Source organism: Nonomuraea sp. NPDC059194 (assembly GCF_042754765.1).
Lineage (GTDB): Bacteria > Actinomycetota > Actinomycetes > Streptosporangiales > Streptosporangiaceae > Nonomuraea.
The window spans coordinates 16,914-39,955 of record NZ_JBHZBH010000021.1 but is presented as its reverse complement, the minus strand read 5'-3'; the positions used below and the strand labels follow the sequence as shown (position 1 = coordinate 39,955).

Below are 23,042 nucleotides of genomic sequence, written 5' to 3'. Positions count from 1 at the left end.
CTCCCCACGGGTTGCCTTCCCCTCAGTATGGCGCGCACAGGGAGCGCCGTGTCGGTGGGGAGGGTAAGGAGGACTAGCATCTTCAGACGTGGCGAAGGTGACAGATCTTGTCAAGCGTCTCCTGGTGGGACGCGCGCTCCGTAGTGGGCAGCTTCACGAACAATTGCTCCCCAAACGTGTAGCGCTCCCGGTGTTCGCGAGCGACGCGCTCTCCTCCGTGGCGTACGCGCCGCAGGAGATCCTCGTCATCCTCTCCCTCGCGGGCGTGTCCTTCTACAGTTACAGCCCATGGGTGGCCATGGCGGTGGTCGTGGTCATGCTGACCGTGGTCGCCTCCTACCGGCAGAACGTCCACGCCTACCCCAGCGGCGGCGGCGACTACGAGGTCGCCACCGTCAACCTCGGCAAGAACGCGGGGCTGACCGTCGCCAGCGCCCTCATGGTCGACTACGTGCTCACCGTGGCCGTCTCGGTCGCCAACGGCGTCGACTACGTGGGCGCCACCGTTCCCTTCGTCGCCGAGCACAAGCCGACCGTCGCCATCATCATCGTCGTGCTGCTCACGATCGTGAACCTGCGCGGCATCCGCGAGTCGGGATTCGCCTTCGCCGTCCCCACCTACGCCTTCATGATCGCGGTGCTCGGCCTGGTCACCTGGGGCGGCTTCCGGCTGCTGGTCCTCGGCGACGAGCTGCGCGCGCCCACCGCGGGCTTCCAGGTCGTGGCCGAGCAGACCAACCTGACCGCCTTCGCCGCCGCGTTCCTCGTCCTGCGCGCCTTCTCCTCCGGCTGCGCCGCGCTGACCGGTGTCGAGGCCATCAGCAACGGCGTACCGGCCTTCCGCAAACCCAAGAGCAAGAACGCCGCGACCACGCTGCTCATGATGGGCGTGGTCGCCGTCGCGATGTTCTCCGGCATCATCGCCATCGGCCTGGCCTCCGGCGTCACCGTGGCCGAGCCCCAGCACGTCGCGGTGGACCTGCTGCGCCCCGACGGCACGCCCGTGGGCCCCGACTACTACCAGCAGCCGATCATCTCCCAGGTGGCCGACGCGGTCTTCGGCGGCGGCTCGCTGATGTTCATCGTCATCTCGGCGGTCACCGCGCTCATCCTGTTCCTGGCCGCCAACACCGCCTTCAACGGCTTCCCCGTGCTCGGCTCGATCCTCGCCCAGGACCGCTACCTGCCGCGCCAGCTCCACACCCGCGGCGACCGCCTGGCCTTCTCCAACGGCATCGTCATCCTGGCGCTCGGTGCCTGCCTGCTGCTGTGGGGGTTCCAGGCCGACGTCAGCCGCCTGCTGAACCTCTACATCGTCGGCGTCTTCGTCTCCTTCACCCTCAGCCAGACCGGCATGGTCATCCACTGGACCCGCCACCTGAAGACCGAGACCGACCAGCGCATCCGCTTCCAGATGCAGCGCTCCAGGGTCATCAACTTCTTCGGCGGCGTCATGACCGGGCTCGTGCTGGTGGTCGTGCTGCTGACCAAGTTCCTGGTCGGCGCGTGGATCGTCTGCATCGCGATGCCCATCCTGTTCCTGATGATGAAGGGCATCCGGCACCACTACGACAACGTCGCCGCCGAGCTGGCCGTCACCGAGGACCTCGACGAGACCATGCTCCCGGCGCGCAACCACGCGATCGTGCTCGTCTCCAAGATCCACAAGCCGACGCTGCGGGCCCTGGCCTACGCCCGCGCCACCAGGCCCTCCACCATCGAGGCGGTCACCGTCGGCGTCGAGGGCGAGGAGGCCCACGCCCTTCAGGAGGAGTGGGAGCGCAGGGGCATCCCGGTGCCGCTCAAGATGCTGGACTCGCCGTACAGGGAGATCACCCAGCCCATCCTCGACTACGTCAAGACGCTGCGCCGCCGCTCACCGCGCGACGTGGTCACCGTCTTCATCCCCGAGTACGTCGTCGGCCACTGGTGGGAGCACCTGCTGCACAACCAGAGCGCGCTGCGCCTCAAGGCGCGGCTGCTGTTCAAGCCGGGCGTGATGGTGACCAGCGTGCCGTGGCAGCTCCACTCCTCCGACCGGCTCAGGGCCCGCCGCGAGCCGTTCGCGCCCGGCGCGGTGCGCCGCCCGTGGCACGAGGTCGAGGCCGACGACGAACGAACGAAGGCATGACATGAGTAGTCTGTGCAGGTGGAACTCGAAGTAGGGCCGGTGGCCCACGGTGGCTGGTGTGTGGCGCGACACGAAGGGCGCGTCGTCTTCGTACGGCACGCGCTGCCGGGCGAGCGCGTGATCGCCGAGGTCACCGAGGAGACGACCCGCTTCCTGCGCGCCGATGCCGTCCAGATCCTCGAGCCGTCGCCCGACAGGGTGCAGCCGCCCTGCCCCTACGCGGGTCCCGGCAAGTGCGGCGGCTGCGACTGGCAGCACGCCACCCTGGAGGCGCAGCGCGCGCTCAAGGCCGACGTCGTGGCCGAGCAACTGCGCAGGCTGGCCGGCATCGAAAGAGACGTGCTCGTCGAAGAGGTGCCGGGCGCCAAGGACGGCCTCGGCTGGCGCACCCGCGTCCAGTTCGCCACCACCCGTGAGGGCGCGCTCGGCTTCCGCAGGCACCGCTCCCACGACATCCAGCCCGTCGACGCCTGCCTCATCGCCCACCCCGAGGTCGAGGCCGTCGGCGTCGAATCGCGCACCTGGCAGGGCTCGTCGGGCGTCGAGGTCATCGCCTCCTCCGCCGGAGACCACGCCGTCGTCATCGCCCCCAAGCCGCGCCGCTCGGTCGCCGTGCCGTCGCTCGACGCGCCCGCCTCCATCCTGGTCAACCAGGGCAAAGGCCGTACCGAGCCCCGGCACGGCTCGGGCATGCTGCACGAACGGGTCGGCGACCGCGAGTTCCAGGTGACCGGCAGCGGGTTCTGGCAGGTCCACCCGGGCGCCGCCGAGACCCTCCTCGACGCCGTCCTCAGCTACGCCGCGCCCGAGCCCGGCGAATGGGCGCTCGACCTCTACTGCGGTGTCGGCCTGTTCGCCGCGGGCCTGGCCGAGGCGGTCGGGCCCTCGGGCGCGGTGTTCGGTGTGGAGAGCGAGGCGGCGGCCGTCCGTGACGCCCGGCTCAACCTGCGCGACCTGCCGTGGGCGCAGGTGGAGCGCGGGCGGGTGGAGGACGCCCTCGACCGCTTCGAGATCGAACGCGCCGACCTGGTCGTGGTGGACCCGCCCCGGTCGGGGCTGGGCCGCGACGTGGTGGCCCGCATCGCGGCGCTGGAGGCGGCGCGGGTGGTGTACGTCTCGTGCGACCCCGCCACGCTGGCGCGCGACCTGGCCTGGTTCGCGGAGCTGGGGTACAGCCTGGCCGACCTGCGCGCCTTCGACGCCTTCCCGATGACCCACCATGTGGAGTGCGTGGCGCTGCTGGCCCCGTGATCAGGCGCGCTCGCCCCGTAGCGCCTTGGACACCTCGGCGGGCGGCGTCGCCCCGCGCGTCGACAGCCACGCCAGGTCGTTGCGCGTGGCGTACCACGACAGCTTGCGCGCGTCGAGCAGGCTGAGATCCTGCGGCCCCGCCAGCACCGCGGTGAGCGCGATCCGCCGCCACGCCGTGGCCGCGTCGATCCCGAAGACTTCGGTGAGCTGGCCGTGCGCGGCGCGTACGGCGGCGGCCAGCCGCCGCATGCGGCCCTCGCCCGCGGTGTGCGGCTCGATCGCGGCCAGCAGGTTGATCGTGTGGAGCTTGGCGCCCGCGGCCCTGGTCTGGCGGAGCATCTCCACGTCGGCCGGCGCCAGGCCCGCGGGACCGAGCGGGACGCTGAAGGTGACCGCGAGCTCGGTGTCGCGCTGCAGGTCGGCCAGCGCGCGGGCCCGGCGCCGTACAGCGGGCAGATCCCCGCCGTCGCGGACCTCGAACTCGGCGAAGGAGATGCCGAACGCGCCGATCATCTTGCGGTAGGCGGAGGTGAGCGCGCGCTGGTCGGCGCAGGCGGAGGCCAGGTCACGGCCGACGGGCCCGCCGAAGGCCAGGCCCGCGTCGCCACCGGCGGCGCGCAACCCCGACATCCGGTTGGCGACGGCGTTGCGGCCGGGGTCGAGCGTGCCACCCCACTTGGGCGCGCAGCCGCTCGGGCCCGCCATCACCCGGCCGAGGGAGAACCACCGCACACCGGTACGGCGGGCCGTCTCGGGCAGGTCGAACCCCGGGTTCTGCACGGTGTCGACGAAGGCCACATAGCCGGAAGGGCCGGGAGCCGAGGGCGCCGGTGTGGGGGAAGGGGAGGCCGTGGACAGGGCCGGGCCCGCGGCGGACAGCGGAGCCGACCATTCGGGCGTGGCCTGGGCGGGCAGGAACCAGACCGCCACGCCCGTCACCCCCGCGAGGCCGAGCCCTGCCAGCACCACGACCGGGCGGGGCGGGGTGCCAGGCTCTCTGTGACGCGCCATGCTCACCTACCGTGTCAGCCTGATGACCGATGGTGAACGCTAGCAGGGGTCCGGCCGAAGCGACCCGATAATGGCGATATGAAGCTAAGGATCTTCACCGAGCCGCAGCAGGGCGCCACCTACGACGATCTGCTGGCGGTGGCGAAGGCCACCGAGCGGCTCGGGTTCGACGCGTTCTTCCGTTCCGACCACTACCAGCGCATCGGCCCAGGCGACCCGGGGCCCGGCTCGACCGACGCGTGGATCACCCTGGCGGGCCTGGCCAGGGAGACCTCGACGATCAGGCTGGGCACCCTGGTGTCCCCTGCGACCTTCCGCCTGCCGGGCCCGCTGGCCATCACCGTCGCCCAGGTGGACCAGATGAGCGGCGGCCGGGTCGAACTGGGCTTCGGCACCGGCTGGTTCGACGGCGAGCACCACGCCTACGGCATCCCCTTCCCGCCGCTCGGCGAGCGGTTCTCCAGGTGGGAGGAGCAGTTGGAGATCATCACGGGGCTGTGGGCGGCCGACAAGGACTACTCCTTCGAGGGCGCCTACTACCAGGTGACCGACTCGCCCGCGCTGCCCAAGCCCGCCCAGCGTCCTGGCCCGCCGATCATCATCGGCGGCGTCGGCGCCGAACGCACCCCGCGCATGGCCGCGAGGTTCGCCGACGAGTACAACGTGCCCTTCCGCTCTCTCGAGGAGACGGGCGCGGCGTTCGAGAGGGTACGGCGCCTGGCCGAGCGCCCGATGATCTACTCGGTCGCGCAGACCGTCTGCGTCGGCGCCGACGAGGCCGAGGTGGAACGGCGGGCGGCCGCCATCGGCCATACCTCTGCCCAGCTGCGCGAAGGCGGCATGGCCGGAACGCCCTCCGAGGTGCTCGACAAGCTCGGCCGCTTCGCCGAGCTGGGCGCCGAGCGGGTCTACCTGCAGGTCATGGACCTGTCCGACCTGGAGCACCTCGAACTGATCGCCGCGGAGATTCTGCCGCATACCTGAGGCCGAATTATCAGATGGCGGCCGAATGACGGCTACGTCACACTTGACGGGTGCTACTGACGATCTCGACCACCGCCACACCGGCCACCGACCTGGGCTTCCTCCTGCACAAACATCCAGACAGGGTGCAGGAGTTCGCCCAGTCCTTCGGCACGGCCACGGTGCTCTACCCGGAGGCGGGCGAGGACCGGTGCACCGCGGCGCTGCTGCTCGACGTCGACCCCGTCAAGCTGGTCCGCACCAGGGGCCGCACGTCGCCCGACTTCAGCCTGTCGCAGTACGTCAACGACCGCCCCTACGCCGCCTCCTCGCTGCTGGCGGTGGCGATCGGCGACGTCTTCCGCACCGCGCGCGCCGGGCGCTGCACCGCCAGGCCCGAGCTGGCGGCCGAGGCGATGCCGTTGGAGATCACGATTCCGGCGCTGCCCTGCAGGGGCGGCCCCGACCTGGCCCGCAGGCTGTTCGAGCCGCTCGGCTGGGAGACGGAGGCGCAGGCCGTACCCCTGGACGAGGCTTTTCCCGAGTGGGGTGACTCGCGGTACGTGCGGCTGCGGCTGCGCGGACGGCTGCGCCTGGCCGACGCGCTCAACCACCTGTACGTGCTGCTGCCGGTGCTCGACGACGGCAAGCACTACTGGATCGCGCCCGACGAGGTCGACAAGCTGATCCGCGCGGGCGAGGGCTGGCTGGCCCCGCACCCTGAGCGGACCCTGATCACTCGCCGCTACCTCGGGCGGCGCAGAGCCCTGGAGCGTACGGCCTTCGCCAGGCTCGCCGAGCTCGGCGACGAGACCGAGGAGGCGCTCGAGCCGCCCATCGAGGAGACGCCCGAGCCGACCGCCGAGGAGACGCCCGAGCTGACCGTCGAGGAGACGCCCGAGCGGCCTTCCGCGGAGGGCGAGGCCGGGCCGCCGGCGGACAAGGCTGTGCCGCTGAACACGCGCCGCCGCGAGGAGGTCGTCAGGACGCTGCAGGAACTGGGCACCTCCTCCGTCATCGACCTGGGCTGCGGTTCCGGCCAGCTGGTCGGCGCGCTGCTGGCCGAGCCGAGGTTCGCCAGGGTCACCGGCGTGGACGTCTCAACGCTCGCGCTCACCATCGCCGCGCGCAAGCTGCGGCTGGAGCGGATGCCCGACGCCAAGCGGGCCAGGCTCACCCTCTTCCAGGGCGCGCTCACCTACACCGACCCGCGCTTCGCCGGATACGACGCCGCCGTGCTCATGGAGGTCATCGAGCACGTCGACCCGCCCAGGCTGGCGGCGCTGGAGCGGGTGGTGTTCGGCCACGCGGCACCGCAGCACGTGATCGTGACCACCCCCAACTCCGAGTACAACGTCAACTACGAGTTCCTGACCGGGATGCGCCACCCCGACCACCGCTTCGAGTGGACCCGCGCCGAATTCGCCGCGTGGGCTGCCCGCGTCGCGGCGGAGTACCACTACACCGTCACCTTCAAGCCGGTCGGCGACGAGGACCCGGACAAGGGCTCGCCGACCCAGATGGGAGTCTTCACCCGTGAGCACTGAGATCCGCATCCCCGAGCTGTCCCTCGTGGTGCTCGTCGGCGTCTCGGGCAGCGGGAAGTCGACGTTCGCCGCCAGGCACTTCAAGCCGACCCAGGTCATCTCCTCCGACTTCTGCCGCGGCCTGGTCTCCGACGACGAGAACGACCAGTCGGCCACCCAGGCCGCCTTCGAGCTGCTCGACCACATCGTCGCCACCAGGCTCTCGCGCGGCCTGCTGACCGTCGTCGACGCCACCAGCGTGCAGTACGGCCCGCGCCAGACCCTCATCGCGCTGGCCAAGAAGCACGACGTGCTGTGCGACGCGATCGTCCTCGACGTACCGGAGGAGGTGGCGATCGAGCGCAACGCCAGCCGTCCCGACCGCGACTTCGGCGCGGGCGTGGTGATCAGGCAGCGCAAGGACCTGCGCCGCTCCCTCGGCAAGATCAACAGGGACGGCTTCCGCAAGGTCCACGTGCTGCGCGGCGTGGAGGAGATCGACACCGCCACCATCGCCTACGACAGGGCGTGGACCGACAAGAAGGACCTCACCGGGCCCTTCGACATCATCGGCGACATCCACGGCTGCCGCGCCGAGCTGGAGACGCTGCTCACCGAGCTGGGCTGGGAGCTGACCCGCGTCGACGGCAAGGCCGTCACCGCCACGCACCCCGAGGGGCGCACCGCCGTGTTCGTCGGCGACCTCGTCGACCGCGGCCCCGACTCGCCCGGCGTCGTCCGCCTGGTCATGGGCATGGTCGCGGCGGGCACCGCCGTCTGCGTGCGGGGCAACCACGAGGAGAAGCTGGTCAAGGCGCTCAAGGGCCGCAAGGTACGGGTCGCCCACGGCCTGGAGCAGTCGCTGGAGCAGTTCGCCGCCGAGCCGGAGGAGTTCACCCGCGAGGCGGCCGCGTTCCTCGACGGGCTCATCAGCCACTACCAGCTCGACGGGGGCCGCCTGGTCGTCGCGCACGCCGGGCTGAAGGAGGCCTACCACGGCCGCGCCTCCGGCAGGGTCCGCTCCTTCGCGCTGTACGGCGACACCACCGGCGAGACCGACGAGTACGGCCTGCCCGTCCGCTACCCGTGGGCGCAGGAGTACCGCGGCCGCGCCATGGTCGTCTACGGCCACACCCCGACGACCAAACCGGAGTGGATCAACAACACGATCTGCCTCGACACCGGCTGCGTCTTCGGCGGCAGGCTGACCGCGCTGCGCTACCCGAGCCGCGAGATCGTCTCGGTGCCCGCAGAGAAGGTCTGGTACGAGCCGGTCAAGCCGCTCACCGCCCCCGGCTACCGCGACCCCGTCACCCTCGACATCGGCGACGTGCAGGGCACCCGGTACGTCGAGACGCGCTTCGGCGCCAAGGTCAAGGTCATGGAGGAGAACGCGGCCGCCGCCCTGGAGGTGATGAGCCGCTTCGCGGTCGACCCGCGCTGGCTGGTCTACCTGCCGCCCACCATGGCCCCGCCGGAGACCTCCAGGCTCGACGGGTTCCTGGAGCACCCGCACGAGGCGTTCGAGGAGTTCGCCGCCCACGGGGTGCGCGAGGTCGTGTGCGAGGAGAAGCACATGGGCTCGCGGGCGGTCGCCGTACTGGCCAGGACCCCCGAGGTCGCGGCCGAGCGGTTCGGCGTCACCGACGGCTCCGCCGGAGCCGTCTTCACCCGCACCGGCAGGCCGTTCTTCGACGACCTCGCGCCGCTGGTCGACCGGCTGCGGCAGGCGTGCGAGCCGCTGTGGGCGGCGCTCGGCTCCGACTGGGTGGCGCTCGACTGCGAGCTGCTGCCGTGGTCGGCCAAGGCGGGCGAGCTGATCCGCGCGCAGTACGCCTCCGTGGGCGCGGCCGCCGGCGCCGCCGTGCCCGCGGCGGTGGGGATGCTCGAAGCGGCAGCCGGGCGCGGGCTGGATGTGGGCGAGTTGCTGTCCCGCACCCGGCGTCGCGACGACAACGCTGCCCGTTTTCGCGCCGCCTATGCGCGCTACTGCTGGCCGGTCGACGGGCTCGACGGGGTACGGCTCGCGCCGTTCCAGATCCTGGCGGTCGAGGGCCGCAACACCGCGCTCGAACCGCACGCCTGGCACCTGGAGCGGCTCGCCCTGCTCGACGACCCGATCATCACGCCGACCAGGCACCTGTTCGTCGACCTGACCTCGGAGGAGTCGCGGCGGCATGCCGTGCGGTGGTGGGAGGCGCTGACCGCGGAGGGCGGCGAGGGCATGGTCGTCAAGCCCGCCGTCCACCCCGAGGGGCGCGTGCAGCCCGGCGTGAAGGTGCGCGGACGCGAGTACCTGCGCATCATCTACGGGCCCGACTACACCGAGTCGCTCGACCTGCTGCGCCGCCGTTTCCTCGGCAAGAAGCGGTCGATGGCGCTGCGCGAGCACGCGCTCGGCCTGGAGGCGCTGGCCCGGCTGGCCGACGGCGATCCGCTGTGGCGCGTGCACGAGCCCGTGTTCGCGGTGCTGGCCATGGAGTCGGAGCCGGTCGACCCCCGGCTGTGATCGTCAAGGTTTGGCCAATGCCCGCCGTACCGGGATGACAAATGGGTAGAGCCCGGACATGGCGCGACCACACGGAATGCGGCAGGAGAACATCGGTCACGTCGTGTTCATCACGGCCGCTGCGGCCATCGGCGCTTCCTGTTCGGCTACGACAGTTCGGTGATCAACGGCGCGGTGACCGGTATCCGGAAGTACTTCCAGGTGGGGGGCCGGTCGAGACGGGCTTCGTCGTGGCGATCGCGCTGCTGGGCTCGGCCGTGGGCGCGTGGCTGGCCGGAGGCGTGGCCGACCGGTGGGGACGCGCATCAGGACGGTGCAGCTGGCCGCGGGGCTGTTCGCGGTCAGCTCGGTCGGCCAGATGCTGCCCTTCGCGATCTGGGACCTGGCCTTCTGGCGGGTGCTGGCGGGCGTGGCGATCGGCATGGCCTCCGTCATCGGCCCCGCCTACGTCGCCGAGGTCGCCCCGCCCGCCTACCGCGGCAGGCTCGGCTCCTTCCAGCAGTTGGCGATCGTGCTCGGCATCGCCGTGTCGCAGCTGGTCAACTACGTCATCGCCGGTATCGCGGGCGGAGACGTCAACAACGTGCTCTGGGGGCTGCAGGCCTGGCAGTGGATGCTCGGCGCGTGTGTCGTGCCGGCGCTGCTGTACCTGCTGTTCGCCTCGGTGATCCCCGAGTCGCCGCGCTTCCTCGTCGCGGTCGGCAGGACCGCGATGGCCAGAAAGGTGCTGGCGGAGGGCGAGGGCACGCACGTCGACCTGGACGCCAGGATCGACGAGATCCACAGCGTGCTGAAGACGGAGAAGCGCTCGACGATGCGCGACCTGCGCGGCCCGGCGCTGGGCCTGCTGCCGATCGTGTGGATCGGCATCGTGCTGTCGGTGTTCCAACAGTTCGTCGGCATCAACGTGATCTTCTATTACTCCTCCGCGCTGTGGCAGTCGGTCGGCATCACCCAGAGCGACTCGCTGCTGTTCAGCTTCTCCACCTCGGTGATCAACATCGTCGGCACGTTCATCGCCATCGCCCTCGTCGACAAGATCGGCCGCAGACCGCTGCTGCTGATCGGCTCGGCCGGGATGACGGTCTCGCTGGCCACGGCCGCGTGGGCCTTCAGCGCGGCCAGGACGGTGGCCGGAGAGGTCTCGCTGCCCGACCCTCAGGGCGCCGTCGCGCTGATCGCGGCCCACACGTTCGTGCTGTTCTTCGCCCTGTCATGGGGTGTGGTGGTGTGGGTGCTGCTGGGTGAGATGTTCCCCAACCGCATCCGCGCCCTGGCCCTGTCGGTCGCCGCCTCCGCGCAGTGGCTGGCCAACTGGGCGATCACCGTGACGTTCCCGGCCCTGTCGGAGTGGAACCTGCCGCTCACCTACGTGATGTACACGTGCTTCGCGGCGCTGTCGTTCGTCTTCGTCGTCAAATGGATCAAGGAGACGCGGGGGCGCAGGCTGGAGGAGATGGGCTGACTGACGCGGGCGGCCTGTGGGTCCTGGTGGGTCCGCGGGATCGCCGCTTCCGCGTGCCGTCCAACGCCTCCCACGTGGACCGGTTCCCGTGCCCACGCGAACCCGTTGCCGGACGCGCCCGCGGCGGCTGCGTTCAGCCCCCGCTCCATGGGCAACCCCTGGGCAGTCCTCCCGGCGAGCAGTCCCTCTGACGGCGGGCTGCGCGCCGTACCGCGAATTCGCCCGGCAGCGCCACCCCCGGGGACACCCGTGACCAGCCCGTCGGTTCCGAGCGTCTCGGGCGCCCGCTTCAGCGCGTATGCGGTGACCGCCCCGCGGGCCCTGTCTCGAATGGGCTCCGGGGAATCGAGCGACGTTTGCCTGTCGGCGCTGGTGCGAAGGCGTTCAGGCTGTTTCAGCGGGCGCGGATGCGTTCTGGGCCTCGGCGGGCACGGATGCGAGGGCGTTCGGGGCCTCGGCGGGCACGGATGCGAGGGCCGAGCGGTTTCGGCGGCGCGGGTGTGGCGGCGCTCGGAACTGTTTCGAGTGGGGCGGACCTGCGCTCGGGCTGTTTTGGGGGCGGCGATGTGGGAGGGCCTTCAAGGCTGCGTGGCGAGGGGCTGGGAGGCCGGAAAGCCTGGGGCGGCGTGCTTCGGGGAGGCGCTCGGCCACCCGGACGCTCGGTGGCGTGGGTAGCGGGCGTGGCGTGGGTGGCGGAGTGGCGCGAGTGGCGGAGTGGCGCGGCTGGTGGGGGTGGCGCGAGTGGCACGGGTGGTGGGGTGGCGGGGTGGCGGAGTGGCGCGGGTGGCGGGGTGATGGGGTGGCGGGTGTGGCTGAGTGGCGCGGGTGGCCCGTATGGCGCGGATGGCGGCGGTGGCGCGGTGGCCGGATCGCGGGGGAGCGGGGCACGTGGCAGGCCGACACGGTGACGCGTTTTTCGTGCCGGTGGTTCCGGCGGGAAGCTCAAACTCCGAAAACCACCGGCACGATATCGCGCATGGTCGAAACCGGCGCACTGCGGCATATAGTCGTCAGCCGCATCGCCATATTCGGCGAATTGCCGCGCTCCGCCCGCGATCCTTCATCAGCTCAGAGGCGTAATCATGAGATGCGTTGAAGTCTCCCAGGTTTCCGCGGCGCGCGGGCTGGGTGAAACTGTGACGCGGAATCGCGGTGGGCGCGGGCCGGTAATATGCGCCGGCCCGCGCCTATTTCGCTTTAGTGATTAGGACTTCGCGCCCCAGGGGTCGTTGTTCCGGTTGTCGAGGTGGTTGTCGTTGTCGTTGTCGTTGGTGTTGTTGACGTGGATGTGGTTGTTGACCTTGACCTTGCCCTGACCCCTGTGGTGACGGTGGCAGCAGCGACGGCCCCAGCCGCCCCAGCCGCCGCGGTTGCAGCCGCAGCGGCGGAAGCCGCCGAAGCCGCAGCCGCCGCCGAAGCCGGAGACCGTGGTGGTGCTGGCGGAGGCCGTGGCGGTGGTGGTCGCGGCGCCGACGGCCACGAGGCCGCCGCTCATGGCGGTGGTGAGTGCGAGACCTGCGATGACGCGCTTGAAGCTAGTCATTGGGTTTTCCTCCTGAAAGGACTGACTGCCCGTGAATGACGAATTCAGGGTGGTTGAAATGTTCTCAATGGTCACGAGCGACCATCCCCTGCGTTGTCATGATTTCCGGGACATATGCCTGACAAACGAGGTCTCGCTCCATTTTGCTCTACATTAACACGCCTATTGCTCTACTTACACATCTATCAGTCCATATAGCCCGATTTGCGCCGTTATAACGGGACCGATGAATGGACGAAAGTGGCATTCCTGTCATAACGACTATATGGGTATATATCCGGACATCTCATTCCGGATGGCGTCCGGCGGGCCGCTAGCTTCATCGCGAACGACGTGTCACGGGGCAAGACGATCTCGGCGGTAAACGGCCGCGCTACCGCGGAGTCCTGCGCCTCCACCTTCGGCGGACCCCGTGGCGGCGGCGTCTACACCCGCATCCCTTCGACGGTCCTGTGGCTGCGGGGCCCCGTACCTCGGCCCGATCAGCGGTCCCGTGGTCGTGAGGTGATGCGTCTCGGCCCTCTGGGTGGTTCCGTAGCCGGGGAGTCCTGCCCCTCCGCCCGTCGGCCTGATCAGTGGTCTCGTGGCCGTGGGGTGATGCGTCTCGGCCCTCTAGGTGGTCCCGTAGCCAGGGAGTTCTGCCCCTCCGTCCCTCGGCCCCATCAGCGGTCCCGTGGTCGTGGAGTGATGCGCCTCCGTCCCCTCGGCGGCCCCGTGGCCGAGGAGGCGGAGGTGTCTCAGCAGGGATACGTCACCTTGCGCAGATGTCCGCCCGCGGGTGGGGGACGCCAGAGGACAGACGGCGGACGGGGGACGGGGGCAGCAGGCGGCTGATGGCTGACGGGGACGCCGGACATCCGACGGCGAACGGCGTTCGGCCTACGGCGTTGGGCCTACGGCGGGTGAAACGGCCGCTGGTGGACGCTGGACGGCCAGCGGGGACAGGACAGGGACGGGGACGCCAGACGGGCCGACGGTGGGTGGCGGACGGGGGAGGGGGACAGGCGGGGGAGGGGGACAAGGAACCACAGACGGCCGGTGGCGAACGGTCGACGGGGGGACGCCAGACGGCCGACGGCGGACGCGGATGGGGGGCGCCGGGCGGCCGATGGCTGACGGGGACGCCGGACGTCCGACGGCGAATGCGGATGCGAGCGGGATACCGGATACCGAACACGGGATACCGAACAACGGGATACCGGATTCTGGATACCGGAGACTCGCGAGAGACGGAAGGCGCTGCGTCAGCAGGGAGACGTGCCGTCCTCGCCCTCCGGGACCTCCGGCGTGGAGTCGACGATCGTGGTCGACATCAGCGCCATGCTCACCACCATGATCTCCTCGACGCTGCCGTCGGACCGCTTGAAGTCCTCGAACGAGCGCCAGCCGAGCAACCTGAAGGTCTCCGGCTCGAACACGAGCTCCGCCCGATGCCTGCCCGGCACCCCCGCCCAGGTGATCTCGGTCCCGATCCCGCGACGTCCCGCGGGGTCGGTCAGGTCGGGCTTGACGGTCGCGGACTGCGTCGTCGACAGCGCCCGGAAGACCGTGGCCCGGATCTCGGGCGTGGCGAAGGGGCTCTGGGCCAGTTCGATGAGGCGGTAGATCACCTGCCCGTCGACGAGGCGCGGGATCTCCTCCTCGGCCGGCGTGTCGGAGTAGGCCGACGGATCCCTGACGTCCTTCTCCGCTTCCTGGCGAACCTGGGCCACGAGCGCGGCGGGGTCGGTGGGAATCGCGTCGGCGTCCCGGTGGAGCGACGACGAACTCGTCCAGCCGCACTGGTCGCCGCGGAAGTACTTCACCGTCCCCTCGGGGGTCATCATGTTCTTGCTCAGCTTGCCGCGTGTCGCGACGTCCTTCCCGTACGTCGAGCGGGTCACCGACTCACCGGACCCTTCGGCGGGAACCCAGTACTCGCGGCGGATTTCCTGCGTCGCCTCGAACTCGTCGCCCGCGCTCATGCCGAAGTGCCACTGGACGGCCCTGCGGTCCTGGTAGATGAACTGGTCGGGACGCGGTCTCGGCTCCTTGAGCGAGGCGGCCGCGGCGTACTGAAGCAGTTCGGCGGCGTTGGCGGGGCGGATCGAGAGCGGGGTGGAGCCGTCGTCCGCCCCCACCACGACCATGCCCACGCTCACGGCCGACACGAGCGCCACGACGACGCCCGCCCTGAACGCCAGCCTGCGCAGGCCGCGACCCGGCGGGCGGATCGGCCCGGCGAAGGGCGGCGGTGCCGCCTCGGCCTCGGCCGCCAGCCGGTTCCACGCCCGGGCCGACGCCTTCGCCGAGGGGCCGGGGAGGGCGTCGTGGCAGGCCTTGATCATGTCGAGCTCGTTCTTCACAGTTCCTCCTCGTAGGGTCCGATGATCTTGCGGAGCTTCTTGCGGGCGCGGTTGAGCCGGGAGCCGACCGTTCCCCTGGGGATGCGCAGGGCGTCGGCGACCTCCTCGTAGCTGAGTTGGGCGCAGGCGACCAGTAACAGGACGTCCCGGTCTCCGGCCGGGAGCCTGGCCAGCCCCTCGGCCAGCTTCGGCTGCATGATCGCGGCGGACACGCGGCCCGCGACCTGGTCGTCGTGACCCGCGTGGTCCGCGGGCTCGACGCTCCTGGCCATCGCCCGGTACCTGCGGGCCTCGCCGCGGGCGTGGTCGGCGATGAGGTTGGAGGCGATGCCGTAGAGCCAGCCGCGTGCGCTGGCCCTGGTCGTGTCGAACTGGTTCCTGGCGCGGAAGGCGCGCAGGAACGTCTCGGCGGCGATGTCGTCGGCGACCGCCTCGCCCAGGCGCAGGTGGGCGTAGCGGTGGATGGCGTCGAAGTAGCGGTCGAACAGGCCGCCGAAGCGCTCCGGCCGTTCCATGGAGTCGCGGATCAGGTCGGCGTCGGTATCCAGAAGGACAGGCGGGGGTTGCTGAGGGGAGCTGACATGCATGGTGGCCCTTCGATCACGTAGGTCGGACACCATTGGTACGGCCCAGCGCCCCTTCGTATTCACGGTGACGAAAGAAAAGATCTTGGCGTGATGTGCAATGTTCGTGTCATTGACGCCATCACCCCGGAATGACCAGCATGAAAGGCATGCAGCGACGTGTCGTCATCGTGGTCTACGAGGGATTTCAGCTGCTCGACCTGGCCGGCCCCGCCGACGTGTTCGCCCTGGCGGGCCTGCTGGCCGGTGAGGACGGCTACCGGGTCGAGGTGACCGCCGTCCGGGCGGGAAACGTGCCGGCGCACAACGGGATCGCGACCGCCGTGGCCACACCGCTGGCAGACATCGAGGGGCCGATCGACACCCTGGTCGTCGCCGGAGGCCTGACCACCATGGAGCTCCTGCCGGACAGGGAACTGGTCGACGGCATCGCGCGGCTGGCGGGCCGGTCCCGGCGGGTCACGTCCGTGTGCAGCGGCGCACTGTTCCTGGCCGAGGCGGGCCTGCTGGACGGCAGGCGGGCCACCACCCACTGGCTGGCGGCCGACGCGCTGCGCCGCCGGTATCCGAGGGTGGAGGTGGACGCCGACCCCATCTACGTCAAGGACGGGGACGTGTGGACCTCGGCCGGCGTCACCGCGGGCATCGATCTGGCGCTCGCGCTCGTCGCCGAGGACCACGGCCACCGGCTGGCCAAGGACGTGGCCTGCGGGCTGGTGGTCTACCTGCACAGGCCGGGCGGCCAGAGCCAGTTCAGCATGCCGATGAGCGCGCTGCAGCCGCGCAGCGAGCCGTTGCGGGAGCTGCAGGCGTTCATCGACGCGAACCCGGCCGACGACCTGAGCGTGCCCGCTCTCGCCCGGCACGCGGGGATGAGCGAGCGGCACTTCTCCCGCGTCTTCACCCAGCAGTCCGGCCTGTCGCCCGGCCGGTACGTCGAGCGCAGCAGGGCCGACGCCGCCCGGCGGCTGCTGGAGATCACCGACCACCCGCTCGAGCGCGTGGCCAGGGAGACGGGGCTCGGCACGCCCGAAACCCTCTACCGCGTCTTCCACCGCCACTGGCGGATCTCACCCGGCGCCTACCGTCGCCGATTCCAGGCAAAGGAGAGCTGACCATGCACATCGCCATCCCGCTCTACCCGCGGTTCACCGCGCTCGACGCCGTCGGGCCGTACACCGTCATGGCCTTCGCGCCCGGCTGCACCGTCACGTTCGTGGCCGCCGCGCGGGGGCCGGTCACCGACGACCGCGGCAGTCTCACCCTGCAGGCCACGGCCTCGTACGGCGACCTGCCGCACCCGGACGTGGTCATCGTGCCCGGCGGGGCCGGCACCTTCGACGCGCTCGGCGACCGGGCCCTCGTCGACTGGATCGCCGAGGCGCACGCGCACACCCGGTGGACGGCCTCGGTCTGCAGCGGATCCCTCCTGCTGGGCGCGGCAGGACTGCTGGAGGGAAGGAAGGCCACCACACACTGGGCCATCCTCGACCTCCTCGCCCAGTACGGCGCCGAGCCGGTGAGCGAGCGGGTGGTGACCGAAGGCAAGATCGTGACGGCGGCAGGGGTGTCGGCCGGCATCGACATGGCGCTCACCCTGCTCGCCCAGGCCGGCGACGTGGAGACCGCGCAGGCGGTGCAGCTGGCCATCGAGTACGACCCTCAGCCGCCGTTCACGGCCGGCTCGCCGAAGACCGCGCCGGAGGGGCTGCCCGAGCGGGCGCTTGCCCTGCTCACCTAGAGTTTCCGCGCCCCGCGCGCAGGGGAGGGGACTGTCGTCGGCGGCCGGGGGAGCCGCCATGACGGGCCGGGACCGGGCGAGACCCGAGGGCCGGCCCGCCATCGCACGAGGCGCGGCGGGAGCGGGGCCATGGGATTCGAGGAGTTCAAGAAGCGGCAGAGCGTCGTCTGGGGCACCGGGCCCTACGAGAAACTGCCCGAGCACTATCAGCCGCTGCTCGACCACGTGGCGCGGGCGCTCGACGCGGGTCCGGGCGAGCGGGTGCTCGACGTCGGCACCGGGACCGGCGCCCTCGCGACCCGGCTCGCGCGCACCGGCGCGCAGGTCACCGGCCTCGACCTCGCGCCCGCGCTGATCGAGACGGCGAAGCGGCTGGCCGCCGACGAGGGCCTCGACATCCGCTACGACGTCGGCGACGCGGAACGCCTGCCGTACGAGGGCGCGAGCTTCGACGGCGTCACCTCCAGCGTCGGCTCGATCTTCGCTCCCGACCACGAGGCGGTCGCCAGGGAACTGGCGCGCGTCTGCAGGCCGGGCGGGCGGCTGGCGCTCGGCATGTGGAGCGACGAGCGGGGCGTCGTCGACATGTTCAAGGTGATGCGGCCCTTCATGCCGGACCCGCCGCCCGGGGCGGGCTCGCCGTTCCAGTGGGGCAGCCGCGAGTATGTCGAGCAGCGCCTGGGCGCAGACTTCGAGCTTCGTTTCGAGGACGGCGACGCGCCGCAGACCGGCGAGTCGGGCCAGGAGGTCTGGGAGCTGTTCTCCACGGTCTACGGGCCGACCAGGACACTCGCGGAGGCGCTCGAACCCGACCGGCGCGAGGAGTTGCGCCGCGCGTTCGTCGACTTCTACGAGGGATACCGCACCGGCAGCGGCGTGCACCAGCCCAGGCCGTACCTCATCGCCATCGGCACCCGGCGCGGCTGAGACACCAAGATCACTTGCGCACCGGCAGCCGCACGGGCCGGTGCACCAGGTTTCCCTCCGTCCACGGGAGATCGTCGGCGGGTTCGGTCAGCGTGAGCCCCGGCAGCCGTTCCACCAGGACGCCCAGGATCTCCTGCAGCTCCATCCTGGCCAGGTTCGCGCCCAGGCAGAAGTGGGCGCCGCGGCCGAACGTGATGTGCTGCGCCCCCTTCCTGTCCAGGACCAGGGTCTGCGGGTCGGGGAAGACCGCCGGGTCGTTGTTCGCGCCGACGAAGGCGGCGATGACCCCTTCACCCTTGCCGATCGTGCCTGAGGGAAGCTCGACCTCCTCGGTGGCGACCCTGATCATCGCCCCCTCGCCCGGCGTCTCCAGGCGCAGCAGCTCCTCGACGGCGGTCGGGATCAGCCCCGGATCGGCGGCGAGCCGCTCGTAGCCGTCGCGGGGGTCGAGCAGCCTGAGCATCGACCTGGCCAGCACCGAGCCGGTCGTCTCGTGCCCGGCGAGGAAGAGCCCGACCGTCATCCGTACGAGCTCGTCCTCGGTCAGCCGGTCGCCCTCGTCGGTGGCCTCGATCATCGAGGAGAGCAGGCCGTCACCGGGATCGTCGCGATGGGCGGCGATCAGCTCGGCGCCGTAGGTGTAGAACTCCATGGCCGCCGCGAACTTCTGCTCAGAGGGCAGGCTCGAGGTCGACAGCATCGCGTCCGACCAGGCGCGCACCCGCTCGGTGTCGATCCCCGCCACGCCCATCACGTCGCAGATCATCTGCACCGGCAGCGGGAAGGCCACCGCGCCGACGAAGTCGAACTCGGCGGGCAGGGCGTCGACCAGTTCGTGCGTGAGCGCCCGCAGCCGCGGTCGCCAGGCGGCGACCTGCCGGGGCGTGAACGTGCCCGACAGCAGCCTGCGCAGCCTGGTGTGCTCGGGCGGGTCGGTGTTGATCAGGCTGCCGGGCGAGTCGGCGATGTTGTAGCCGTCGAACATCCTCGGCGCGCCCGGATAGTCGAGGTCGCGGGAGAAGCGGGGGTCGCTCAGCACCGCCACGACATCGTCGTATCTGGTCGCCAGCGCCACCACGTCACCGCTCGGCAGGCGCACCCTGCCGAGCGGATCGCTGTCGCGCCGCTGCGCGTACCGCGCGTGCGGACATCCACGAGGGCCGGTCAGGAAGGGAAAACTCTCGAGTTCGGCCATGGTTCGGACGCTACCCAGTGATCCGCGGGCTGCCTAGCCCCTCGCTTTCGTCCGGTGCCCGGGCCTTCCGCGACCGGCCGGTGGTCAGGGGCCGAGGCGGCGCAGGTGGGTACGGCGGTGCACGAACCCGAACACCATCGCCGCCACCCACACGAAGAACAGCACCTTGAGCACCGAGAACCCGCCCACCGCGAGCCCGACCGCGAGGGCGACGAGCAGGACGGGGGCGAGCGGTCCCGGGCCTCGGTGGCCTCTCATGTGGGCGTGGCGCATCCGGTGCGCGTGCATGCGGTGCAGGTGCCGGGCATGGCTTGGATGGACCATGGGCCAGTGGCCGTGATGACCCTTGGGTCCCAGGGGCAGACCGTGGCCGTACTCGGCAGGGCCCGGGTGCCATCCGCGCGGTCCGCCCCAGTGCGGGTCGTAGTCGTCCAGGGCGTGGCGTCCGGGCCCCGGCAGGTCGGCGTTGACGGCAGCCAGCTCGCCCACGGTCCTGGCCGACAGCGCGAGGTCGAGCCGCTCGTCGAGCTCCTCGCGGGTCAGCCGGCCCTGCGCGAAGTGCTCGCGCAACGCCTCCATCGTCTCGTCGCGCTCGGCGTCGCCGATGCGCAGCCGGTCATCGGTGCTCATGCGTGGCTCCTCTCAGGACCAGCCGGACCGCGGGTCCCGGGTCTCATCGGACCGCGGTTCCCGGCCGGACCCGCGGCTCGGGGGTGGGTCTCATCGGGCCCTGTCCTGGCACAGGGCCCGGTTCCGGAGATCACGGCCGGGCGTCACTCGTCGTCGTCGCCGTCGGCCAGGATCTGGTACAGCTTGCGGCGCGTCTCGATCAGCGCCTTGCGCGCCTCCCGGACCTGCGCCTCGCTGCCGCTGTGCAGGATCTGCATCATCGCGAACGCCGACTGCTTGGCGATGTCCATCAGCTCGGCCGAGTTGTCGTCGATGTCGGGACGCATCTCGTCCCATGGCGCGCGCACCTCGTCGGGGTGCTCGGCCATGTAGGCCGTGCCGGCCTCGGTGAGGCGGAAGGTCTTGCGGCCCTCGCTCTCCTCCGCGATGACCAGCCCCTCGTCGGTGAGCTGCTGGAGCGCCGGGTAGACGGCGCCGGGGCTGGGCTTCCAGCCGCCCTCGCTGCGCTCGGCGATCTCCTGGATGATCTGGTAGCCGTTGCGCGGGGCCTCGGCGAGCAGGGCGAGGATGGCGGCGCGGACGTCACCGCGCTTGGCCTTGCGCGGCCTGCCGCCGAACCCGTGGCGGCCGAAGGGGCCGCCCGGCCCGCCCCACGGGCCTCGCCCGAAGTCGAACGGGAAGGGGCCCGGTCTGCCCCTGCCGCGCTGCCGGTGGTCGTGCGGGCCGCCCTCGCCCTCGGGGTTGGGTCCGCGCCGGGGGTGGTGGTGATGCCCACCGTGTTGCCGCCACGCCTCGGACATCATCCGGAACGCCTCGCGGGCGGCGCGCTTCATCTCTCTGGGGTCGACCCACTGGCCGCCGTCTGCCTGTGCGGAAGTCATGGTGCTCTCCATTGGGTACGCGATCGACCATCGACCGCTCTCGATGCTTCGACGATATATCGGTAATGTGTCGATAGCAACCCTTTGTTCCGTGCTTGGTCATGGTCTGGCCAACAGAGTGAGCTAGATCACGAAAAAGTCGCGGAAATCGGGAACAGTCAGGGGGATGGAGGCCGTTAACTAGAGCAGACGAGGTCGTTCCGCGTCGGCAGGGCTGGGGGGTGCTGTCGCCACGGTAACGACCTCGTCTTTGTTGTGTCCCGCCCCAGGCCCCCGCTCCGGAGCCCACCCTCCTCGGGTCTCGTTCACCCTCGCTCCCCGGCCTCGCCGCCTTCGCGCCCCGGGTCCCGCAGCCCCGCCTCCCGGCCGAGCCCTCCCGCTCCCGCTCTCCGGGATCGGCCTGTTGGCAAGGTCGGCCCCACCAGCCGCCATCTGCGGCGTTCCCGCAGGTAGGCGGAGGTGGGTCTCGGTAAAGGCGGGCTGTTGGCCGACTAACTGAGCAAACCTCGTCGATAACCCTCGCCGACGGCGGCGGCGCGGTCGCGGACGCCGAGTTTGTCGTAGATGTGCAGCAGGTGGGTCTTGATGCTGGCCTCGCTGATGAAGAGTTTGGCGGCCGCCTGGCGATTGGAGGCGCCGTCGGCGACGAGGGCGAGGACCTGGAGTTCGCGGTCGGTAAGGGCAGCCTTTACCGGTCGGCGTACCTGGCCCATCAGGCGGCCGGCGACCGAGGGGGACAGGACCGGCTCGCCGGCGGCTGCGGCGCGGACGGCACGCAGGAGTTCGTCGGTGGGGGCGTCTTTGAGGAGGTAGCCGGTGGCGCCGGCTTCGATGGCGGGCAGGACGTCGGAGTCGCCATCGAAGGTGGTCAGGACGAGGGTCTTGATGCGGGGGTGGGAGTGGCGCAGGGCGGTGATGGCGCTGACGCCGTCCATTTCGGGCATGCGCAGGTCCATGAGGACGATGTCGACCTCGAGTGCGGCGGCGCGTTCGATGCCTTCGCGGCCGTTGGCGGCTTCGCCGGCGACATCGATGTCGGGTTCGGCTTCGAAGGCGGCGCGCAGGCCGTCGCGGACGATGGGGTGGTCGTCCACGATGAGGAGGCGGATCACCGGGGGTTTCCTTGGAGCGCGGGGACGGTGGCGCTGACGGCGGTGCCCTCGCCGGGCGTGCTCTCGATTTCGAGGGAGCCGCCGACGCCGCGTACGCGTTGTCTCATGCTGCTGAGTCCGAATCCTTTGCCGTTGGGGTTGTGAATGCCGGTGCCGTCATCGCGGATGTCGAGGAGGACGACGGCGCCGGTGTAGGAGAGGGTGAGGCCGGCGCGGGTGGCGCCCGCGTGTTTGGCGACGTTGGCGAGGGCTTCCTGGGCGACGCGGAAGAGGGTGACCTCGATGGCGGGGCTGAGGGGGACGCGGTCGCCGGTCACTTCGACGTGGAGGTCGACGCCGGTGGTCTGGGTCCAGTTGCGGGCCAGGGTGGTCATGGCTTCGGGGAGGTGGGCGTCCTCGAGCTGGTGGGGCTGGAGAGCGGCGACGGAGCGACGGGCTTCGGTGAGGCTGTCCTGGGCGAGGTTGAGCGCGAGTTCGAGGTGGGTGTCAGAGTCCTCGACGCGTTGGGCGGCGCGTAGCTGGGTGATGATGCCGGTGAGGCCTTGGGCGAGGGTGTCGTGGATTTCGCGTGCCATGCGCTGGCGTTCGTCGAGGATGCCGGCCTGGTGGGCTTGGGTGAGGAGCTGGGCGTGGAGGTCGGCGTTCTCCTCCAGGGCGGTCTGAAGGTCGCTGACTGCCTTCCGGTATTTGCGCTGCCGGTCCTCGATCCTGATGCCTGCGATGTGGCCGCCGCCGATGGCGACGGTCTGCACGGCGACGATCGCCAGGTGGAAGGCGATGAGCTGGATGGTGGCCTGGGCCCAGTCGACCGTCGATCCGTACAGGACGAAGGAGGTGGCGGCGACGGCGGCGAAGGTCCACTTGGAGGGAGCGAAGTTGGCGGCGAGGAAGAAGCCGGAGATGCAGTAGATGATGAAGATGGGGTCGTGGAAGGTCAGCAGCGCGGCGGTGGCCAGGACGCCGGCGAAGTGAACGGTGACGGCGACCCTCCGTCGGCGCACGGCGGCGGGGAGGAGGGTGTGGGCGCCGAGAATCCAGGCGAGGGCCAGGGCGGTGAGCGCGAGGGTGCGGGGGATCCCGCCTTCGGGCCGGTCGGATGAGGCCAGGCTGATGGCGAGGGAAGCGGCGAGGGTGATGTAGGGGACGATCTCGACGACGCGCTCGAAGCGTCGTTCCCAGGTGGAGAGCGGGAAGGGGTCGTTCATCCGGGGCGCGCCCCTCCTCTCGG

At 70.8% G+C, this 23,042-nt stretch carries 17 protein-coding genes and 1 pseudogene; 9 read left to right on the top strand and 9 right to left on the bottom strand.

Features of this window, described 5'->3' with window-relative positions:
* Positions 1-88: 88 nt before the first annotated feature.
* Complete coding sequence (locus ACFXJ8_RS24660; RefSeq protein WP_379646298.1) at positions 89-2,131, top strand: APC family permease; 2,043 nt, start codon at positions 89-91, stop codon at positions 2,129-2,131.
* Between the two features lie 12 nt (positions 2,132-2,143).
* On the top strand, positions 2,144-3,382 hold the full coding sequence (locus ACFXJ8_RS24655) for a class I SAM-dependent RNA methyltransferase (RefSeq protein ID WP_379646297.1): 1,239 nt from the start codon (positions 2,144-2,146) through the stop codon (positions 3,380-3,382).
* On the opposite strand, the gene ACFXJ8_RS24650 is transcribed toward ACFXJ8_RS24655, so the two are convergent.
* Complete coding sequence (locus ACFXJ8_RS24650; protein ID WP_379646296.1) at positions 3,383-4,393, bottom strand: hypothetical protein; 1,011 nt, start codon at positions 4,391-4,393, stop codon at positions 3,383-3,385.
* Positions 4,394-4,471: 78 nt separating this feature from the next.
* On the opposite strand from ACFXJ8_RS24650, the gene ACFXJ8_RS24645 reads away from it, so the two are divergent.
* From ACFXJ8_RS24645 to ACFXJ8_RS24630, 4 genes and pseudogenes are all read left to right on the top strand, one after another.
* Complete coding sequence (locus ACFXJ8_RS24645) at positions 4,472-5,377, top strand: LLM class F420-dependent oxidoreductase (protein ID WP_379646295.1); 906 nt, start codon at positions 4,472-4,474, stop codon at positions 5,375-5,377.
* 50 nt (positions 5,378-5,427) lie between these two features.
* Positions 5,428-6,903 carry a 3' terminal RNA ribose 2'-O-methyltransferase Hen1 gene (locus ACFXJ8_RS24640; protein WP_379646294.1) on the top strand — a complete coding sequence of 492 codons (1,476 nt, stop codon included), beginning with the start codon at positions 5,428-5,430 and terminating at the stop codon, positions 6,901-6,903.
* Positions 6,893-9,391, top strand: a complete 2,499-nt coding sequence (locus ACFXJ8_RS24635) for a polynucleotide kinase-phosphatase (protein ID WP_379646293.1) — start codon at positions 6,893-6,895, stop codon at positions 9,389-9,391. Before ACFXJ8_RS24640 ends, ACFXJ8_RS24635 begins: the two co-directional genes overlap by 11 nt.
* Positions 9,392-9,449: 58 nt before the next feature.
* A pseudogene (locus ACFXJ8_RS24630) lies at positions 9,450-10,856 on the top strand (sugar porter family MFS transporter).
* A 1,204-nt stretch (positions 10,857-12,060) separates the two neighbouring features.
* Here ACFXJ8_RS24630 and ACFXJ8_RS24625 read toward each other — a convergent pair.
* The 3 genes from ACFXJ8_RS24625 to ACFXJ8_RS24615 form a co-directional block, all read right to left on the bottom strand.
* Positions 12,061-12,399 carry a hypothetical protein gene (locus tag ACFXJ8_RS24625; protein WP_379646292.1) on the bottom strand — a complete coding sequence of 113 codons (339 nt, stop codon included), beginning with the start codon at positions 12,397-12,399 and terminating at the stop codon, positions 12,061-12,063.
* Positions 12,400-13,643: 1,244 nt separating this feature from the next.
* On the bottom strand, positions 13,644-14,744 hold the full coding sequence (locus ACFXJ8_RS24620; protein ID WP_379646291.1) for a CU044_5270 family protein: 1,101 nt from the start codon (positions 14,742-14,744) through the stop codon (positions 13,644-13,646).
* On the bottom strand, positions 14,741-15,259 hold the full coding sequence (locus ACFXJ8_RS24615) for an RNA polymerase sigma factor (RefSeq protein ID WP_379646290.1): 519 nt from the start codon (positions 15,257-15,259) through the stop codon (positions 14,741-14,743). The genes ACFXJ8_RS24620 and ACFXJ8_RS24615 overlap by 4 nt, the downstream gene beginning before the upstream one ends.
* A 218-nt stretch (positions 15,260-15,477) precedes the next feature.
* Between ACFXJ8_RS24615 and ACFXJ8_RS24610 the strand changes: the two genes are divergently transcribed.
* The 3 genes from ACFXJ8_RS24610 (at position 15,478) to ACFXJ8_RS24600 (ending at position 17,996) form a co-directional block, all read left to right on the top strand.
* The gene (locus tag ACFXJ8_RS24610; RefSeq protein ID WP_379646289.1) at positions 15,478-16,443 is read left to right on the top strand and encodes a GlxA family transcriptional regulator; all 966 of its coding nucleotides are present in this window, start codon (positions 15,478-15,480) and stop codon (positions 16,441-16,443) included.
* Between the two features lie 2 nt (positions 16,444-16,445).
* Positions 16,446-17,069 (top strand): DJ-1/PfpI family protein, encoded by a 624-nt coding sequence (locus ACFXJ8_RS24605; RefSeq protein ID WP_379646288.1) that lies wholly within the window; start codon positions 16,446-16,448, stop codon positions 17,067-17,069.
* A gap of 129 nt (positions 17,070-17,198) precedes the next feature.
* The gene (locus ACFXJ8_RS24600) at positions 17,199-17,996 is read left to right on the top strand and encodes a class I SAM-dependent methyltransferase (RefSeq protein WP_379646287.1); all 798 of its coding nucleotides are present in this window, start codon (positions 17,199-17,201) and stop codon (positions 17,994-17,996) included.
* Between the two features lie 10 nt (positions 17,997-18,006).
* Here ACFXJ8_RS24600 and ACFXJ8_RS24595 read toward each other — a convergent pair whose 3' ends face one another.
* The 5 genes from ACFXJ8_RS24595 to ACFXJ8_RS24575 all read right to left on the bottom strand — a co-directional run bounded on the left by ACFXJ8_RS24595 (position 18,007) and on the right by ACFXJ8_RS24575 (position 23,019).
* Positions 18,007-19,191, bottom strand: coding sequence for a cytochrome P450 (locus ACFXJ8_RS24595; RefSeq protein ID WP_379646286.1), 1,185 nt, complete (start codon positions 19,189-19,191; stop codon positions 18,007-18,009).
* Positions 19,192-19,275: 84 nt separating this feature from the next.
* A complete protein-coding gene (locus tag ACFXJ8_RS24590) occupies positions 19,276-19,821 on the bottom strand; it encodes a DUF1707 domain-containing protein (RefSeq protein ID WP_379646285.1) in 546 nt (181 codons plus the stop codon).
* A gap of 143 nt (positions 19,822-19,964) precedes the next feature.
* Positions 19,965-20,702 (bottom strand): PadR family transcriptional regulator, encoded by a 738-nt coding sequence (locus tag ACFXJ8_RS24585; RefSeq protein WP_379646284.1) that lies wholly within the window; start codon positions 20,700-20,702, stop codon positions 19,965-19,967.
* Between the two features lie 491 nt (positions 20,703-21,193).
* Positions 21,194-21,814, bottom strand: coding sequence for a response regulator (locus tag ACFXJ8_RS24580; protein WP_379646283.1), 621 nt, complete (start codon positions 21,812-21,814; stop codon positions 21,194-21,196).
* Positions 21,811-23,019, bottom strand: a complete 1,209-nt coding sequence (locus ACFXJ8_RS24575) for a sensor histidine kinase (protein WP_379646282.1) — start codon at positions 23,017-23,019, stop codon at positions 21,811-21,813. Before ACFXJ8_RS24575 ends, ACFXJ8_RS24580 begins: the two co-directional genes overlap by 4 nt.
* Positions 23,020-23,042: the final 23 nt, after the last annotated feature.

Bases quoted from the DNA above. Each gene is read 5' to 3' on its own strand.
- ACFXJ8_RS24650 (WP_379646296.1), bottom strand. From the start codon at position 4,393: ATGGCGCGTCACAGAGAGCCTGGCACCCCGCCCCGCCCGGTCGTGGTG.
- ACFXJ8_RS24575 (WP_379646282.1), bottom strand. From the start codon at position 23,019: ATGAACGACCCCTTCCCGCTCTCCACCTGGGAACGACGCTTCGAGCGC.
- ACFXJ8_RS24610 (WP_379646289.1), top strand. From the start codon at position 15,478: ATGCAGCGACGTGTCGTCATCGTGGTCTACGAGGGATTTCAGCTGCTC.
- ACFXJ8_RS24595 (WP_379646286.1), bottom strand. From the start codon at position 19,191: ATGGCCGAACTCGAGAGTTTTCCCTTCCTGACCGGCCCTCGTGGATGT.
- ACFXJ8_RS24600 (WP_379646287.1), top strand. From the start codon at position 17,199: ATGGGATTCGAGGAGTTCAAGAAGCGGCAGAGCGTCGTCTGGGGCACC.
- ACFXJ8_RS24625 (WP_379646292.1), bottom strand. From the start codon at position 12,399: ATGACTAGCTTCAAGCGCGTCATCGCAGGTCTCGCACTCACCACCGCC.
- ACFXJ8_RS24645 (WP_379646295.1), top strand. From the start codon at position 4,472: ATGAAGCTAAGGATCTTCACCGAGCCGCAGCAGGGCGCCACCTACGAC.
- ACFXJ8_RS24605 (WP_379646288.1), top strand. From the start codon at position 16,446: ATGCACATCGCCATCCCGCTCTACCCGCGGTTCACCGCGCTCGACGCC.
- ACFXJ8_RS24590 (WP_379646285.1), bottom strand. From the start codon at position 19,821: ATGAGCACCGATGACCGGCTGCGCATCGGCGACGCCGAGCGCGACGAG.
- ACFXJ8_RS24585 (WP_379646284.1), bottom strand. From the start codon at position 20,702: ATGACTTCCGCACAGGCAGACGGCGGCCAGTGGGTCGACCCCAGAGAG.
- ACFXJ8_RS24615 (WP_379646290.1), bottom strand. From the start codon at position 15,259: ATGGAACGGCCGGAGCGCTTCGGCGGCCTGTTCGACCGCTACTTCGAC.